The organism is Aquabacterium sp. (assembly GCF_016195855.1).
Lineage (GTDB): Bacteria > Pseudomonadota > Gammaproteobacteria > Burkholderiales > Burkholderiaceae_C > Aquabacterium.
In genome coordinates this window covers 1-16748 of record NZ_JACPYU010000025.1, presented here as the reverse complement: position 1 = coordinate 16748, position 16748 = coordinate 1, and the positions used below count along the sequence as shown (strand labels likewise).

At 63.8% G+C, this 16748-nt stretch carries 16 protein-coding genes; 10 read left to right on the top strand and 6 right to left on the bottom strand.

What is annotated here, in order from left to right; all coding sequences use genetic code 11:
• The first annotated feature begins 59 nt into the window (after positions 1 to 59).
• Complete coding sequence (prpR, locus tag HY019_RS19655) at positions 60 to 2084, top strand: propionate catabolism operon regulatory protein PrpR (protein ID WP_290695441.1); 2025 nt, start codon at positions 60 to 62, stop codon at positions 2082 to 2084.
• A gap of 1 nt (position 2085) precedes the next feature.
• Here the strand turns inward: prpR and HY019_RS19650 are convergent, their stop codons facing one another.
• Complete coding sequence (locus HY019_RS19650) at positions 2086 to 2466, bottom strand: hypothetical protein (RefSeq protein WP_290695439.1); 381 nt, start codon at positions 2464 to 2466, stop codon at positions 2086 to 2088.
• Positions 2467 to 2516: 50 nt separating this feature from the next.
• On the opposite strand from HY019_RS19650, the gene HY019_RS19645 reads away from it, so the two are divergent.
• Both HY019_RS19645 and HY019_RS19640 read left to right on the top strand, forming a co-directional pair.
• Positions 2517 to 2828: a YkgJ family cysteine cluster protein gene (locus HY019_RS19645; protein WP_290695438.1), complete on the top strand. Its 312-nt coding sequence runs from the start codon at positions 2517 to 2519 to the stop codon at positions 2826 to 2828.
• 201 nt (positions 2829 to 3029) lie between these two features.
• Complete coding sequence (locus HY019_RS19640) at positions 3030 to 4574, top strand: methyl-accepting chemotaxis protein (RefSeq protein WP_290695437.1); 1545 nt, start codon at positions 3030 to 3032, stop codon at positions 4572 to 4574.
• Here HY019_RS19640 and HY019_RS19635 read toward each other — a convergent pair whose 3' ends face one another.
• Positions 4575 to 5591 (bottom strand): aldolase/citrate lyase family protein, encoded by a 1017-nt coding sequence (locus HY019_RS19635; RefSeq protein ID WP_290695436.1) that lies wholly within the window; start codon positions 5589 to 5591, stop codon positions 4575 to 4577.
• A gap of 196 nt (positions 5592 to 5787) precedes the next feature.
• Positions 5788 to 6774 (bottom strand): malate dehydrogenase, encoded by a 987-nt coding sequence (locus HY019_RS19630; RefSeq protein ID WP_290695433.1) that lies wholly within the window; start codon positions 6772 to 6774, stop codon positions 5788 to 5790.
• A gap of 359 nt (positions 6775 to 7133) precedes the next feature.
• Here HY019_RS19630 and HY019_RS19625 point away from each other — a divergent pair, with 359 nt between their 5' ends.
• The 7 genes from HY019_RS19625 (at position 7134) to gltA (ending at position 13169) form a co-directional block, all read left to right on the top strand.
• Positions 7134 to 7877: a GntR family transcriptional regulator gene (locus HY019_RS19625; protein WP_290695704.1), complete on the top strand. Its 744-nt coding sequence runs from the start codon at positions 7134 to 7136 to the stop codon at positions 7875 to 7877.
• Between the two features lie 147 nt (positions 7878 to 8024).
• A complete protein-coding gene (sdhC, locus tag HY019_RS19620; RefSeq protein WP_290695431.1) occupies positions 8025 to 8462 on the top strand; it encodes a succinate dehydrogenase, cytochrome b556 subunit in 438 nt (145 codons plus the stop codon).
• A gap of 30 nt (positions 8463 to 8492) precedes the next feature.
• Entirely contained in the window at positions 8493 to 8855 is a 363-nt protein-coding gene (gene sdhD / locus HY019_RS19615; RefSeq protein ID WP_290695430.1) for a succinate dehydrogenase, hydrophobic membrane anchor protein, read from the top strand.
• 4 nt (positions 8856 to 8859) lie between these two features.
• Positions 8860 to 10632 (top strand): succinate dehydrogenase flavoprotein subunit, encoded by a 1773-nt coding sequence (gene sdhA, locus HY019_RS19610; protein WP_290695429.1) that lies wholly within the window; start codon positions 8860 to 8862, stop codon positions 10630 to 10632.
• Between the two features lie 31 nt (positions 10633 to 10663).
• A complete protein-coding gene (locus tag HY019_RS19605; RefSeq protein ID WP_290695428.1) occupies positions 10664 to 11374 on the top strand; it encodes a succinate dehydrogenase iron-sulfur subunit in 711 nt (236 codons plus the stop codon).
• 68 nt (positions 11375 to 11442) lie between these two features.
• On the top strand, positions 11443 to 11733 hold the full coding sequence (locus HY019_RS19600) for a succinate dehydrogenase assembly factor 2 (protein ID WP_290695425.1): 291 nt from the start codon (positions 11443 to 11445) through the stop codon (positions 11731 to 11733).
• A gap of 125 nt (positions 11734 to 11858) precedes the next feature.
• Complete coding sequence (gene gltA / locus HY019_RS19595; RefSeq protein WP_290695422.1) at positions 11859 to 13169, top strand: citrate synthase; 1311 nt, start codon at positions 11859 to 11861, stop codon at positions 13167 to 13169.
• Between the two features lie 100 nt (positions 13170 to 13269).
• Here the strand turns inward: gltA and HY019_RS19590 are convergent, their stop codons facing one another.
• From HY019_RS19590 to HY019_RS19580, 3 genes are all read right to left on the bottom strand, one after another.
• Positions 13270 to 14745, bottom strand: a complete 1476-nt coding sequence (locus HY019_RS19590; RefSeq protein WP_290695420.1) for an ATP-binding protein — start codon at positions 14743 to 14745, stop codon at positions 13270 to 13272.
• Positions 14742 to 15668 (bottom strand): hypothetical protein, encoded by a 927-nt coding sequence (locus HY019_RS19585; protein WP_290695417.1) that lies wholly within the window; start codon positions 15666 to 15668, stop codon positions 14742 to 14744. Before HY019_RS19585 ends, HY019_RS19590 begins: the two co-directional genes overlap by 4 nt.
• Positions 15669 to 15707: 39 nt before the next feature.
• The coding region (locus HY019_RS19580) for a TonB-dependent receptor (protein WP_290695415.1) at positions 15708 to 16748 on the bottom strand (1041 nt) is incomplete at its 5' end.

The following is a 16748-nucleotide window of genomic DNA, read 5'->3' as shown; positions in this document are numbered from 1 at the left end:
TCAAATGTGAAACAATGGCCTGAAACGCCATCAGGCCCTTTCAGCGGGCCCGTCAAACCGTGCCGCCCGCCCGCCATCCGCCCATCACGTCCGTCCTCGCGCCCTCCAGCTTGCCGCACATCGTGGCGGTGGGCTTCAAGCGCATCAACAAGATGCTGCAGGAGCTGGCGCCGGACTTTGCCGACCGCGCCTCGGTGGACGTGCTGGACGTGGGCTTCGAGCAGGCCGTCAGCCGCATTCGTGACATGCAGGCCCAGCGCCCCATTGATGTCGTGGTGTCGGCGGGCTCCAATGGCGCCTACCTGCGCCAGCATCTGGACATGCCGGTGGTGCTGGTCAAAGTCGGCGGCTTCGATGTGATGCAGGCCCTGGCCGTGGCCCGGCGTGTGTCCTCCAGCGTCGGCCTGGTGACATATGAAGGCATGGCGCCTGACCTCGCGCCATTCGCCGAACTGCTCGACATGGGCCTGGTGCAACGCACCTACCGCACCGAAGAAGACGCCCAGGCTTGCGTGCTGGCGCTCAAGAACATGGGCGTGCAGGCCGTGGTGGGGCCGGGGCTGGTGGCCGACATGGCCGATCAGCACGGGCTGACCGGCGTGTTCCTGTACTCGGCCGACGCCGTGCGCGAAGCCCTGGAAGACGCGGTGGAGGTGGCGCGCGCCTCGCGCATCGAACTGGCCAAGCGTGAGCGCCTCAACACCATCCTGGCTCAACTGAGCGACGGCGTGATCGCGGTAGACCAGCAAGAGCGCATCCAGACGCTCAACCCGGCCATGGCGCAATGGCTGGGCATCGCCGCATCAGACTGGTTGGGCCGCAAGCTCACCGATGTCTGCCCGGAGCTCAGCCTGCAAGGCACCTTGAGGCTGGGCCTGCAGGAGCTGGAGAAGATCGAGCGCGTCAAGGGCAAGGCCCTGATCGCCAACCGCATGCCCATCGTCGAGCAAGGCGTGCTGACTGGCGCCGTGCTCAGCTGCCAGGACCCGATCAGCATCCAGCGGGTGGACCGCCACATCCGCACGCGCATCAAGCCCCATGCCCAGGGCACACGCTATGAGCTCAGCCAGTTCCTGGGCGAGAGCCCGGCTGTGCTGCACATCAGGCAGGTGGCCCAGCGCTGCGCGCGTAGCCAGGCCACCGTCTTGCTGATTGGTGAAAGCGGCACCGGCAAGGAACTGATCGCGCAAGGCATCCACATGGCCAGCGACCGGCGCGATATGCCCTTTGTGGCCGTCAACTGCGCCGCCATGTCCGAGACCTTGCTGGAAAGCGAGCTGTTCGGCTATGAAGAGGGCGCTTTCACTGGCGCGCGCAAAGGCGGCAAGATCGGCCTGTTCGAGGCGGCCCACAACGGCACGCTCTTTCTGGACGAGGTCGGCGAGATGCCGGTGTCCCTGCAGACCAGGTTGCTGCGTGTCCTGCAAGAGCGCGAGGTGCTGCGCGTGGGGGCCACCGAGCCCACGCCCGTCAATGTGCGCGTGATCGCTGCCACGCACCGGGATCTCAAGGAGCAGGTCGACCGGGGCTTGTTCCGGCTGGACCTGTACTACCGCCTCAACATCCTGCGCGTGGACGTGCCGCCCTTGCGCGAGCGCCTGCAGGACATCGCCCCCATCGCCCACGCCTTGCAACGCAAGCTGTGCCAGCGGCTGGGCCTGGATGTGCGCACCACCTCAGGCCTGATCGACGCACTGGTCGAGCGGGCGCAAGGCTACGACTGGCCCGGCAACGTGCGCGAGCTGGAAAACCTGATCGAGCGCGTCACGGCCTATGCCGGCTCGCTGCCGGGTGCGCAGGCCGTTGATGCCCGCCAGGCCGCGTCCTTCCTGGCGGCGGTCGTGCCGGAGTTGTTCGCGCAGCAAGCCGGCCCCCGCGAGGTGAAGGCGCTGTCGGCTGCGGGCACGTCAACGCCCGTGGGCGCGGCCAACGCCAATCAGCAATTGCGGCAGACCCAGCGGCAGGCAGAGCACGCCGAGATCATGCGGGTCCTGGCCGCTTGTGGTGGCGACCGCGCATTGGCCAGCCAGCAGTTGGGCATCAGCCGCACCACCTTGTGGCGCAAGCTCAAGGAAGGGGCCTGACTCAGCAGGCGTAGGACTCGATGAAGCGCGCGTCGGCCGTGGGCACGCAGTGCGCCGACGCGGCCTCGATGAGCAGCGTGCTGCCATTGCGAAACTGCAGGCTGAGCTGGACAGGTCCCTCACTGACCCACGGCAGGGGCAACTGCCTGGACACGCCGCTGCCCAGGCGACATGTCCCTTCCGAAATGCTGCCGATGCAATCCGACACCGGCCCCGTCAGCTGGGCCTGCACAAACACCAGCTCCAGCGGCTTGAGGAAACCTGATAGGCCTGCACGCTCGACGGCCGCTGCCGTCAAAGTGATGCGGGCTGCCTGGCCTGCAGCACCCGGCGGGGTGACCTGCAGGACTTCGGAGTTGTGCCAGAAGAGGATGTCGCTCATGCGCGTACGATAGCCTCCCTGCCAAGCCATGGTGTGCAAGAGGTCACCGCATGAAGACCGAGTTCGATTGCCAGCAATGTGGCGCGTGTTGCGCCTTTTTCCGGGTGTCCTTCTACTGGGGCGAGGCCGATGACGCCCCCGGCGGGACCGTGCCCGTGGCGCTGACAGAGGCCTTTGCCCCACTGCGCCGCTGCATGCAGGGCACCAACAGCAAGCAGCCACGCTGTGTGGCGCTGGGGGGGCGGGTGGGGCAACAGGTGGCCTGCGGCATCTACGAACACCGCTCGAGCACCTGCCATGAGCTGATGCCAGGCGACGAAAAATGCCTGCGGGCGCGCCAGCACCACGGGCTGCCGGTCTGAGCCCTGTTTCCGCACGACCCTGACGACAGCTGGGCCAAGCATTTGGCGAAGACCCGAAAAACCACTCAAATGGGGTCCAAATCGGTACTTTTCGGCACAAGGGCTCAGGTTCACGCAGTTGGCTCCGATATGACGAAGATCAACAGTGGTTGAAGCCGTATGCGCTCCCGGCTTGGCGGGCGCCCCAAGGATGTCGAGATCATGGTGAGTCTCCATCAATTCAAGCTCGGGCAGCGTCTCTGGTTGGGATTTGGTCTGGTGTTGTTGCTGACGGCGATCATGGCGGCGGTGGGTTGGACCCGCCTGTCGGCCACGATCGATGACATTGACGACAACGCAAAAGTGCAGGAGCGCGCCACGGCTGCGCTGAAGTGGGAAAGCCTCACCCTGCTCAACGTCAACCGTACCTTGGCCATCGCCGAGGCGGGTGGCATTGCCGACGTCAAGGCGCACTTCTCGCCCTTGATCAAGGAAACCTCGGCGCAGATCAGCGCCATCCAGAAGGATCTGGAAGCCAGTGCGTCTACGGCCGATGAGAAGGCCCGCTTCGAGGACATCGCTGCCAAGCGCAAGGTGTATGTCACCGCACGCGACTCCATCTTCTCCTTCCTGGAAATGGAAGACCCGGGTGCCAAGGAGGCGCTCAAGAGCCAGCTCTTGCCCGCGGCCACGCGCTACATCACCGCCATCAACGACTACCAGCGCGCCCAACGCAAGATCGCGGACGAGGCGTCGGTGAACACCCATGCCCACGTCTCGATGGCCAAGATCGTGATGATGCTGCTGGCGCTGGTCTGCCTGGTGCTGGGTTCGAGTTGTGCCTGGGTCATGGCGCGTTCGGTCACCGTGCCTTTGCGCAAGGTGGTCGCGGCCACGAAAATCATCGCCAGTGGCGACCTGTCTCACCGCGTCGAGATGGAGGGCCGTGACGAGCTGTGCGAGTTGTGCCACAGCCTGGAAGACATGCAGGTGTCCTTGCGCTCGATCGTGGGCGAGGTGCGTCAATCGACGGACTCGATCACGGTGGCCAGCGATGAAGTCGCCATGGGCAGCCAGGATCTGTCCAGCCGCACCGAGCAGGCGGCATCCAGCCTGCAGGAAACCGCCTCCACGATGGAGGAGATATCCGGCACCATCCGCAACACCGCCGACGCCGCCCGCATGGCCAATCAACTGGCTGCAGGCGCGGCAGAGGCCGCCAGCCGAGGTGGCACCGTCGTGTCGCAAGTGGTGTCGACCATGGACGAGATCACCCAGAGTTCGCGCCGCATCGTGGACATCATCGGTGTGATCGATGGCATCGCCTTCCAGACCAACATCCTGGCCTTGAACGCCGCTGTGGAAGCCGCCCGGGCAGGCGAGCAGGGCCGAGGCTTTGCCGTGGTGGCCGGTGAGGTGCGGGCCCTGGCCCAACGCGCAGCCGGTGCTGCCAAGGAAATCAAGGTGCTGATCAGCGCATCCAGCGAGCGGGTCGACGCGGGCGCCACACTGGTCAACGATGCCGGCACCTCCATGGCCGCGATCGTGGACTCGGTGCAGCGCGTCACCGACATCATCGGCGAGATCACCTCGGCATCGACCCAACAGTCGGAAGGCATCAGCCAGGTCAATACCGCGGTGACCCAGCTCGACAGCATGACGCAGCAAAACGCCGCGCTGGTCGAGCAATCCGCTGCAGCGGCTGAAAGCCTGAAGGATCAGGCCGCCAAGCTCGCCGAGGTGGTATCGGTGTTCAAGCTGTCCTGATCAGGACGGGAAGAAAGCTTCTTCGATCTCGATCGGCAGGGGCTGCCCCGTCAGCCAGGCGCGCTCCAGCACATACCAGTAATGGCGGTAGCTGGCACGGTCATGCAGCGTGCCTCGGTGCGAGATGGGTGCCCAGTGCGCGGCCTGTGCATCCTGCAGGATCTCGATGGCGTCATCGACCTCGGCCGTGACCGGTGCAAAGGCGTCCAGGATCACGCGGATCTGATCGGGGTGGATGCTCCACATGCGCGTGTAGCCCAGCTCGCGGGCGGCCCGGCCGGCAGCGGTGCCCAAAGCGCGCTTGTCCTTGAATTCGGTGACCACGCAGTGCGAGGGCGTGATGCCCGCCGCATGGCAGGCCGCAGAGATTTCCAGCTTCGCCCGCACCACCAGCGGGTGCTCGAACTGGCCGGTGGCTGACATGGCCGATGCGGGCACGGCGCCGCGGTGGTCGGACACGAAATCCATCAGCCCAAAAGACAAGGACTCGACCCCCGGCAGGCTGGCGATCTCGCCGACTTCCTGCAGGGCCTTGTGCGTTTCAATCAGCACATGCACGGGCACGATGTGGCCCACGCCATGTTTGAGTCGCGAGGCCTTGATGGCTTCCACAGCGCGCTGCGCTTCCGTGGCGTTGGCCACCTTGGGGACCATGAGGTAGGCCAGGCGGTCACCGGCTTTCCTGATCAGCGTATCGACATCGTCTTCAAAGCGGCGGTGGCTGGGGGCGTGCACGCGGGCGCCCACGCGGCCCCAGGCGTTGTCGGGGCTGTTGAGCAATTCGGTCACGAGCTCGGCCTGCTCGTGCTCCCCACCCACGGGGGCGCCGTCTTCCAGGTCCAGGGTCACGTCGAACACGGCGCGGCCGGTTTCCTGCGCCATTTCCGTTTGCAGTGCCAGGCTCTTGCGCATGCGGGCTTCCACGCCAGCATAGTGGTCACAGACGGGCAGGGGGGCAGGGCGGGGTTCGGACCCGAACAGGGCCTGGCGGGGGTGGATGGCGGTCAGGTTGGACATGTTGTGGCTGGCTTGCTGAGCGTGCACGTGCGCGGGTGTATGCGTGATGCAGCAAGTCTCGCGCAATTGCGTGTGCCGTGTACAGATCAACCCTGCACAAGCCCAATAAAAAACCGGCTCCGCCGCGAGGCAGAAGCCGGTTTTTCTTTGCGCATGCAGCGCATCACGCCAAGGGCGTCATGCGCTCAGGGCCGCATCACAGCAGGTGCTTGACGCCGTCTTGTTCGCCTTGCAGCTCAGCCAGGGTCTTGTTGATGCACTCTTGCGAGAAGGCATCGATTTCCAGACCTTCGACGATCTTGTACTCGCCGTTGTTGGTGATCACGGGGAAGCCGAACACGATGCCGGCGGGGATGCCGTATTCGCCGTTCGAAGGCACGCCCATGGTGACCCATTCGCCGTTGGAGCCCAGGGCCCAGTCACGGATGTGGTCGATGGCGGCGTTGGCAGCCGAAGCGGCCGACGACAGGCCGCGAGCGGCGATGATGGCAGCGCCGCGCTTGCCCACGGTCGGCAGGAAGGTGTCAGCGTTCCAGACCTGGTCGTTGATCAGGTCCTTGATGGACTTGCCGTTCACGGACGCGAAGCGGTAGTCAGCGTACATGGTGGGCGAGTGGTTGCCCCACACGGTCAGCTTGCGGATGTCGCCAACCTTGGTGCCGGTCTTGGCAGCCAGCTGCGAAGCAGCGCGGTTGTGGTCCAGGCGCAGCATGGCGGTGAAGTTCTTGGCAGGCAGATCCGGAGCCGACTTCATGGCGATGTAGGCATTGGTGTTGGCGGGGTTGCCGACAACCAGCACCTTCACGTTGCGCGAAGCCACAGCGTTCAGTGCCTTGCCTTGGGCCGTGAAGATCTGGGCGTTGGCGGCCAGCAGGTCAGCGCGTTCCATGCCGGGGCCACGGGGGCGGGCGCCAACCAGCAGCGCGTAGTCGGTGTCCTTGAAGGCTTGCAGGGGGTCAGAGTGGGCTTCGATGCCGGCCAGCAGGGGGAAGGCGCAGTCTTCGAGTTCCATGATCACGCCCTTCAGCGCGTTCTGGGCCTTCTCGTCGGGGATTTCCAGCAGTTGCAGGATGACGGGTTGGTCCTTGCCCAGCATTTCGCCAGAGGCGATGCGGAACAACAGGGCGTAACCAATTTGGCCAGCGGCGCCGGTGACGGCGACGCGAACGGGTGCTTTGCTCATGTGCAACTCCGAAAAGGAAGTGAGAGGGGAAGGGTTAGAGGCAACCCTAAATTGTAGCGGCGCGCGGGAGTCTAGGACGATCACCCCACAACGTCAATATCTTATGTCTTATATAAGACATCTTTCATCCTACTTCTGGACTTTGCCGGGCACTTGTGGTGCAATCACGCCCGGCCCGGGTTTTATCCGGCGCGGGTCGGTCGGCCTCTCCATTCGAGAGGGGTCGCCAGCCCCGATCTCACCCCTGATCGACTCCAACCTAGACCAACGCTGTGGTGCCTTCCTCGCCATCAACTGCTGCTTCTGATGCCGTGGCGTCCGCCGTTGGCACGGGTGCATCTGGCGGGGGCGGTGGTGGTGTGGCGGGTGGCGCGGCGCAAGGGCCTTCCTTCAGTCCGCTCTATCAGCAGATCAAATCCCTGATCCTGCGCAGCCTGCAGTCAGGCGAATGGCGTCCCGGCGAGGCCATTCCCAGCGAGATCGAACTGGCCGCCCGCTTCAAGGTCAGCCAGGGCACCGTTCGCAAGGCCGTCGACGAACTGGCCTCTGAAAACCTCCTCATGCGCCGCCAGGGCAAGGGCACCTTCGTGGCCACCCATGCCGAAGAGCAGGTTCAATACCGTTTCCTGCGCCTGGCGCCCGATCAGCCTGCGGCCTTGCCCGGCTCGGCCCACCGTGAATTCCTGGACTGCCGCCGCTTGCGTGCGCCCGTGGATGTGGCGCGTGCCCTCCAGATGAAAGCCGGCGAGATGGTGGTCGAGGTGCGGCGTGTGCTGCACTTCTCCGGCCAACCCGTGGTGCTGGACGACATCTGGCTGCCCGGCCACATGTTCAAGGGCCTGACGGCCGATCGCCTCAGCGAATACCGTGGTCCGATGTATGGCCTTTTCGAAACCGAGTTCGGTGTGCGCATGATCCGCGCTGAAGAAAAGCTGCGCGCCGTGGCCGCCGATGAGGCCGATGCCCAGCAGCTTGAAGTGGCGCCTGGCACGCCCTTGTTGAGCGTGGAGCGGCTGTCGTTCACCTACGGGGACCAGCCCGTTGAGCTGCGTCGTGGCCTCTACCGCACCGATCACCACTATTACCGCAATGAATTGAGCTGACGACCAATTTATTGACCTTGTTCACGCAAAGCATGTGTCTGTCATGTGGATGACCACAAGCTGAGCGAGTTCGTCGGGCTGGGGATTGCCCTAAAATCCCGGATTCTCTTGACAGATTTTTGACGCTCGGCAGGAGCCTTTAACAACATGGCTGACAACGCGAAAACCCCACGCCCCGTCTTCCGGAACATCCACGTGACTGACATCGTCAGCTACCGCCTGCCTCCGGCGGGGATCGTCTCGATCCTCCACCGTATCAGCGGCGCGATCATGTTCCTGTTGATGCCCTTCATCATCTGGATGTTCGACACGAGCGTCTCGACCGAGATCTCCTACGATCAGTTCACCGCCGTGTTCTCGGGCGGTTGCGCTGGCGGCTTGATCCCGGGCTGGTTCTTCAAGCTGATCGCCCTGGGCCTGATCTGGGCCTACCTGGTGCACTTCATCGCTGGTGTGCGCCACCTGATCATGGACGCCACGCACCGCGTCAGCAAAGAGCAGGGTCACTCCACAGCTGTGGTCACGCTGGCACTGAGCTCCGGTCTCACCGTCGTGCTGGCCGCCAAGCTGTTCGGCCTGTTCTGATTCAAGTTTCGACCGCAGGAAACAACAACCATGTCTCAAAACTACGGAACCAAGCGCATCGTCTCCGGTGCGCACTATGGTCTGCGTGACTGGCTCGCGCAGCGCGTCACTGCCGTGCTGATGGCCCTGTTCACCATCGCACTGCTGGCGCAAGTGATCATCGGCGAGCCTGTCAGCTACTACAAGTGGGCTGGCATCTTCTCGCAACAATGGATGAAGACGCTGACCTTCGTGGTCATCCTGGCCATGCTCTACCACGTGTGGGTGGGCGTGCGCGACATCTTCATGGACTACATCAAGCCGGTTGGCATCCGCCTGGGCCTGCAAGTGTTTGCCATCGTGTGGCTGGTTGGTTGCGCCGGCTGGGCCATCCAAGTGCTGTGGAGACTGTAAAAAAATGAGCGCTACTTCCCTTCCTACCCGCAAGTTTGACGTCGTGATCGTCGGGGCCGGCGGCTCTGGCATGCGCGCGTCGCTGCAACTGTCTCTGGCTGGCCTGAACGTGGCCGTGCTGTCCAAGGTCTTCCCCACCCGTTCGCACACGGTGGCTGCCCAAGGCGGCATCGGTGCCTCGCTGGGCAACATGTCCGAAGACAACTGGCACTATCACTTCTTCGACACCATCAAGGGCTCTGACTACCTGGGCGACCAGGACGCCATCGAGTTCATGTGCCGTGAAGCGCCCAAGGTCGTGTACGAGCTGGAACACTTCGGCATGCCCTTTGACCGCAATGCCGACGGCACCATCTACCAGCGCCCGTTCGGCGGCCACACCGCCAACTACGGTGAAAAGCCCGTGCAACGCGCTTGCGCTGCGGCTGACCGTACCGGCCACGCGCTGCTGCACACGCTGTACCAGCAAAACGTCAAGGCCCGCACCCAGTTCTTCGTGGAATGGATGGCCCTTGACCTGATCCGTGACGCCGAAGGCGACGTGGTTGGCGTGACCGCCCTGGAAATGGAAACCGGCGACGTGCACGTGCTGCACGCCAAGACCGTGCTGTTCGCCACCGGTGGCGCCGGCCGCATCTTCCAGGCTTCCACCAATGCCTTCATCAACACCGGTGACGGCCTGGGCATGGCGGCGCGCGCTGGCATCCCGCTGGAAGACATGGAGTTCTGGCAGTTCCACCCCACCGGCGTGGCCGGCGCGGGCGTGCTGCTGACCGAAGGCTGCCGTGGCGAAGGCGCCATCCTGCGCAACGCCAATGGCGAGCGCTTCATGGAGCGTTACGCCCCAACGCTGAAGGACCTGGCCCCGCGTGACTTCGTGTCCCGCTCGATGGACCAGGAAATCAAGGAAGGCCGTGGCTGTGGTCCCAACAAGGACTACGTCCTGCTGGACATGACCCACCTGGGCGCCGACACCATCATGAAGCGCCTGCCTTCGGTGTTCGAGATTGGCCATAACTTCGCCAACGTCGACATCACCAAGGAGCCGATCCCCGTGGTGCCCACCATCCACTATCAGATGGGCGGTATCCCCACGAACGTGCATGGTCAGGTCGTGGTGCCTGCCAACGGCAAGCCCAACGAAATCATCAACGGTCTGTACGCCGTGGGTGAGTGCTCCTGCGTGTCGGTGCATGGCGCCAACCGCCTGGGCACCAACTCTCTGCTGGACCTGGTTGTGTTCGGTCGTGCAGCCGGCAACCACATTGTCGAGTTCGCCAGCAAGACCAAGTCGCACAAGCCCCTGCCCAAGGATGCCGCCGACTACACGATGTCGCGCCTGGCTCGCCTGGACGGCGCCAAGAATGGCGAGTACTCGCAAGACGTGGCCAACGAAATCCGCGCGACGATGCAAAAGCACGCTGGTGTGTTCCGTACGCAGAAGTCCATGGACGAAGGCGTGCAGCGCATCGCTGCGGTGCGCGAGCGCGTGAAGTCGATCGGCCTGAAGGACAACTCCAAGGTCTTCAACACCGCCCGCATCGAAGCCCTGGAAGTCGACAACCTGATCGAAGCCGCTCAAGCCACCATGGTGGCCGCTGCTGCCCGTCCGGAAAGCCGTGGCGCCCACGCCCACGACGACTTCCCCAACCGTGACGACGCCAACTGGATGAAGCACTCGCTGTGGTACTCCGAAGGCAACCGTCTGGACTACAAGCCGGTGAACCTGACTCCCCTGACGGTGGAATCGGTGCCCCCGAAGGTCCGTACGTTCTGATCTCGTAGCGACCGTTCATCAGGAATCGAATATGAGCACCCAAAAGCGCACTTTCCAAATCTACCGCTACGATCCGGACAAGGATGCCAAGCCCTACATGCAGACCATCGAGATCGAACTCGACGGTCACGAGCGCATGCTGCTGGACGCCCTGGTCAAGCTCAAGGCCGTGGACCCGACCCTGTCGTTCCGCCGTTCCTGCCGTGAAGGCGTGTGCGGCTCGGACGCCATGAACATCAACGGCAAGAACGGTCTGGCCTGTCTGACCAACATGCGCACGCTGCCTGGCGTGATCGTGCTCAAGCCGCTGCCTGGTCTGCCCGTTGTCCGCGACCTGATCGTGGACATGACCCAGTTCTTCAAGCAGTACAACTCCATCAAGCCGTACCTCATCAACGACACGCTGCCGCCCGAAAAAGAGCGTCTGCAGTCGCCTGAAGAGCGTGAAGAGCTCGACGGCCTGTACGAGTGCATCCTGTGCGCCAGCTGCTCGACCAGCTGCCCCAGCTTCTGGTGGAACCCCGACAAGTTCGTGGGCCCTGCCGGCTTGCTGCAGGCCTACCGCTTCATCGCCGACAGCCGCGACGAAGGCACGGCCGAGCGCCTGGACAACCTGGAAGACCCCTATCGTCTGTTCCGTTGCCACACCATCATGAACTGCGTGGATGTCTGCCCGAAGGGTCTGAATCCCACGAAGGCCATTGGCAAGATCAAGGAACTGATGGTGCGTCGCGCCGTCTGATTGCGGCCTTCAGGCACGATCAACACGCGACCCCAAACTGTCTTCAGACCTCAAGAAAAGCCGACCCGATGACCAGCACCAGCCCCGTTGCCGACCAGACACCCGATGCGGATGTGCTGCGGCGCCTGCGCTGGCGTTGCCGTCGGGGGCTGCTTGAAAACGATTTGTTCATCGACAAGTTTTTCGAGCAGCACGGCGAAAGCCTGACAACTGGCCTGGTCCAGGGCTTGCTTCAGTTGATGGACCTGTCTGACAATGATCTGCTGGATCTGCTTTTGGCCCGAAAAGAGCCCGAAGGCGAGCTGGTAAATCAGGACGTCATGCAGGTGCTGTCGATGATGCGGGTTGCCAAGGCTTAGCTGTCAGGCTTGCTCCCCTCAGTTAAATGGCTGGGGGATGTGGACTAAGACCCATAATGCCGGCTTAGGATTTATCCCTAGTCACCGATTTTTTCCCCACACAAGACCGATCCCTAGGAGTGCTCATGACACCGTCCGACGTGAAAGCCACCCTGTCGTTTTCTGACGGCAGCCCCAGCATGGAACTGCCCATTTACAAGGGTTCTGTCGGCCCGGATGTGATTGACATCCGCAAGCTGTACGGCCAGACCGGCAAGTTCACCTACGACCCCGGCTTCCTGTCTACTGCATCGTGCAACTCGACCATCACCTATATCGATGGCGACAAGGGCGAACTGCTGTACCGTGGCTTCCCCATCGAGCAGCTGGCCACCAACTGCGATTTCCTGGAAACCTGCTACCTGCTGCTGAACGGCGAACTGCCCAATGTGTCGCAGAAGGATGAGTTCGTCGCCCGCGTGTCCAACCACACGATGGTCAACGAGCAGATGCAGTTCTTCCTGCGCGGTTTCCGCCGTGATGCTCACCCGATGGCCGTGATGACCGGTCTGGTGGGTGCCCTGTCGGCCTTCTATCACGACAGCACCGACATCAACAACCCCGAGCACCGTCAGATCGCCGCGATCCGCCTGATCGCCAAGATGCCCACGCTCGTGGCCATGGCTTACAAGTACTCGATCGGCCAGCCGTTCATCTACCCGAAGAACGACCTGTCGTACACCGAGAACTTCATGCGCATGATGTTCGCCACGCCTTGCGCTGACTACAAGGTCAACGACGTGCTGGTTCGCGCCATGGACCGCATCTTCATCCTGCACGCTGACCACGAGCAGAACGCTTCGACCTCGACCGTGCGTCTGTGCGGTTCGTCCGGCACCAACCCGTTTGCCGCCATCGCTGCTGGCGTGGCCTGCCTGTGGGGCCCGGCTCACGGCGGCGCCAACGAAGCTGCCCTGAACATGCTGGAAGACATCCAGCGCAATGGTGGCGTCGAGAAGATCGGCGAGTTCATCTCGCAGGTGAAGGACAAGAACTCCAACGTCAAGTTGATGGGCTTCGGTCACCGCGTGTACAAGAACTACGACCCACGCGCCAAGCTGATGCGTGAAACCTGCCACGAAGTGCTGACGGAACTGGGCCTGCAAAACGACCCGATGTTCAAGCTGGCCATGGCCCTGGAAAAGATCGCCCTGGAAGACGATTACTTCGTGTCGCGCAAGCTGTACCCGAACGTCGACTTCTACTCCGGCATCGTCCAGCGCGCCATCGGCATCCCCGTGCAGCTGTTCACCGCCATCTTCGCCCTGGCACGTACCGTGGGCTGGATCGCTCAGCTGAACGAAATGATCGGCGACCCCGAGTACAAGATCGGCCGCCCCCGTCAGCTGTTCGTGGGTTCGCCCAAGCGCGACGTCAAGCCCATCGGCCAACGCTGATCTGCGGCTGACCGCACCTGAACAAAACCCCGGCTTGCCGGGGTTTTTTCTTGCCTGCGTGATGGCGCGGGCGCTGAGTGTGGCCTTGGAGCCGTCCTGCTCAGCTTGCTTTGTCGATCACAAGGGGCAGGGTCACGTAGATGGTGGTGCCTTGCCCTCTGGGTGAAGAGATGCACAACTCACCCCCGACAGCGGCCACGCGTTCACGCATGCCGATCAGACCCAGGCCCGACTGGTTCGAGGCGCTGGTGTCAAAGCCTTTGCCGTTGTCCTTGATTTCGATGCTCATCTGTTGCTGGTCCTGGCTCAGACCCAGGTGGACAGACACCTGTGTGGCATCGGCGTGCTTGACGATGTTGTTGAGGGCTTCCTGCGCCACCCGGTAGGCCGGCATGGCCAGATCCCCCGGGATCTCGGTCAGTCCCAGGTCCTCGCTGAAGGCAAAACGGCAGCGCGGATGCACCTTGTCATAACCGCGGACCATTTCTTCTACCGCGCCGGCCAGGCCCAGCGTGTCGATCACTTCAGGCCGCAGGCTCTTGACGATGTCGCGGGTGCTGGCATAGAGCGACTCGGCGGTGGCCGCGATGCGGCGGGCCCCTTTGGCCGTGTCGTCATCGCCACTGGCCTGCGCCTTGGCGACCAGGGCGGCCGCCTCCAGGCGAACGGAGATCAAGGCCGCGCCCAGGTGGTCGTGGATGTCGAGTGCCACCCGCCTGCGGTCCTCTTCGACGCGCGCATTGCTGTGCGTGATCAGGCGCCGCTTCTCGGCGTCGGCCTGTTGAATGCGCTTGACGGCTTCCTGCAGTTCCTTGGTGCGGCTGATCACCTGTTGTTCCAGCTCGTGGCGCGCAGCGTCGAGCGTGTCCGCCATTTGCAGGATGGTTCTTTGCAGCTCGCCCAGTTCTCCGGGGCGGTCGGCCTCCAGTGTCACGTCGAAGTGCCCGGTCCGAATGGACCGCAGCGCGCCCATCACGGAGCCCAGGGTCTGGCGCAGGCGCCCAGCCAGCCACATCCCGATCAGGCAACTGGCAATGGCTGCGCCCAGGACCAACGCACACGCCAGCATCAAGGCATGGCGTCGCGCCTCGAAGATGGGCGTGGCCGAAACCGTGACGCGCACGTGGCCCACGGTGCGCAAGGTGGTGTCGGTGCGTGGCTGCACGCCGGTGCTGGAGGGCGGCTCGAACTGGTCGGTGTCGGGCAGCGACTCGATGCGCACGGGCATGTCGTAAACGCTGGACTGCGTGAAGGGCCGGGTCTGGCACTCCGATGCCATGACCCTGTGCTGCACGTTCGAGATCGAGATGCACACGATGCTGGGGTCAGCGTGCAGCACCTGGTGCAAGGTGGTGCGCAGGTAGTCCACATTGCCTGAAACCAGGCCGTACTGGCTGCTTTGAGACAGCGCCGTGGCGATCAGGCGGCCACGCTCGGCCACGTCCCGGTGAACGTCGCCTTGGGCCGTGACGTACAAGGTGCCGGTCACGGCGATGAACATCAGGCTGGCCGGCAACACCGCCACCGCCAGCAAGCGGGCGGCAATGCCCCAGCTTCGCCAGAAGCGCCATTTCATCCTGATCTCCCAGGTGGGTGCACGCCCAGTGCTCGCACCTTGTCGGTGATGACGATGCCCAGTGAGCGGGCGACGTTTTCGTTGATGGCCACCCGCCAGTAGCGTGGGAATCTGGGCTCGGGCAGGGCCTCAGTGCCTGAGGCCAGTCCGTCGATCAGCTCGGCCAGGTCGGCCACGACATCGTCCACATCGGGGTAGGCCGAGGCCAGCGTGCCGGCGGCCACGGTGGCGGCAGAAAAGCCCACCACCGGCATGCCGCGCCGGTAGGTCGATTCCAAGACGGAGCGCAGCGTATCGGGGGTGTAGAGCGTGCTGTCGGGCACGGCCAGCAGGACCTGGGCGCCAGCGAGCCCGTTGAGCGCGCGAGCCGGGTCCTGGCTGGGGTCGGCCTTGATGACCAGGATCTCCAGGCCGAACTGTTGTGCAGCCTGCCGCAGGGACTTTTCCAGGTAGGCCGTGGCGTCCGACAGCAGCACACCCACCGTCACCTTGCGCTCGAACAGGGCGGCAATCAGCTGCAACTGCGCGCCGGGTGAAGCGTCTGCGTAGATGGCCGTGGTGGTGGGCTCGCGGGGTGCACCGGCGACCAGGCGCCGGTAGGCCTGGCTGGATGTCAGCACCGAAACCAGTGGGGCATGCAGGTCAGCGCTCAGTGCCCGGCGCAGGGCGGCAGGGCCCAGCGCGACGACGGGCCCTGTGCCTTTGCGCGTATCCCATGCGGCGGGGTCCGACTCGGCGGCCAGTGCCGGGTAACGCGATCGAAGCGCCTGCAGGATCTGGCGTTGCGCATTCGGATCGGCCGCGGTGATGACGCGCAGTTCCTTGCTTGCCGACCTGGCCAGCAGCGGCACGGCGCCCAGGCCCAGCAACAGGCACAAGGTGCGTCTGCGCAGGGGCTTGAAGGGCGGTGGCGGGGTATGCACGTCAGGTGTCCGCTGGGGCGTGGTGATGGCCGATGGGACTTAGAACGCCACACGGACCGTGCCGTGCAGACTGAGCCGGTCGTTGTAGCTCGATTGGTAGGCGCCAACGCTGTAGAGATAGGTGTTGATGACAGGGGTATGCAGGTAGCTCATCACCAGGGTGGACGAGCTGGGCAGGGCGCCCAACTGGAAGGTGTGTGATGCGCTCAGATCGGTCCGTGCGTAGCGTCTTTCTGTGTACCCATTGCCTGTTGAGCCGTAGCTTGCCAGCGACAGTCGCCAGTCATTGGTCAACGCATGGGAGAGGCCCAGCCCGCCACTGTGGCGTGAGTACTGGGCACGCTCCACGGGCGTGCTGGCCTGGCGGTTGAGCAGGAAGGCGTAGCTCAACCAGCTTGACCAACGCGGGGCAAAGTCCCAGTTGAGCTGGGTTTCCGCGCCGGTCAGGCGCACGTGTCCGGAGTTGGATATCGTCAGGGACTCCAGGGCCGTGGCGGCCGACATCAGTTGGGTCAGCCGATCGTCGAAAACGCGCGAGTCCAGGGTTAGGCCTGCGCTGCGGGCCATCAGCAGATAACCCAGCTCCAGCGAGGTGATGCGCTCTTCAGCCAGATTCGGGTTGCCGTCATAGAAATGAAAGCGACCGGTGGTGGAGCCCATGACTGTGGGGCTCAGCCCGGTGACGGTCTCGGTCCAGTTGCTCTTGACCTCGGCCAGATCCGGGGTGCGCGTGCCTTGCGAGTACACGGCGCGCAAGGACTGGCTCTCGCTGAGGTGGTAGTTCACGGCCACGCGCGGCGAGAAGGTGCTGCGCCCCAGCGAGTTGGATTCGCCGTAGCCGCCGAGGTTGAAGGTCGTGGTGGGCGTAGGGCGGTATTCGGCGTGGCCAAACAGCCAGCGCACCGTGTTGCCCACCTTGCCGTCGAAATAGGTTGCGCTGTCGGCTGACTGGTAACGCAGCCCCATGCCGCCCACCAGCCGCAGCGCCTCCGACACCACATAGGTGTCCTGGACTTCGAGCTGCGTGCGGGTCTCGACCATGTTCTGGTTGGTGGCGCCGCAGGCCGTTTGAAAGCCACC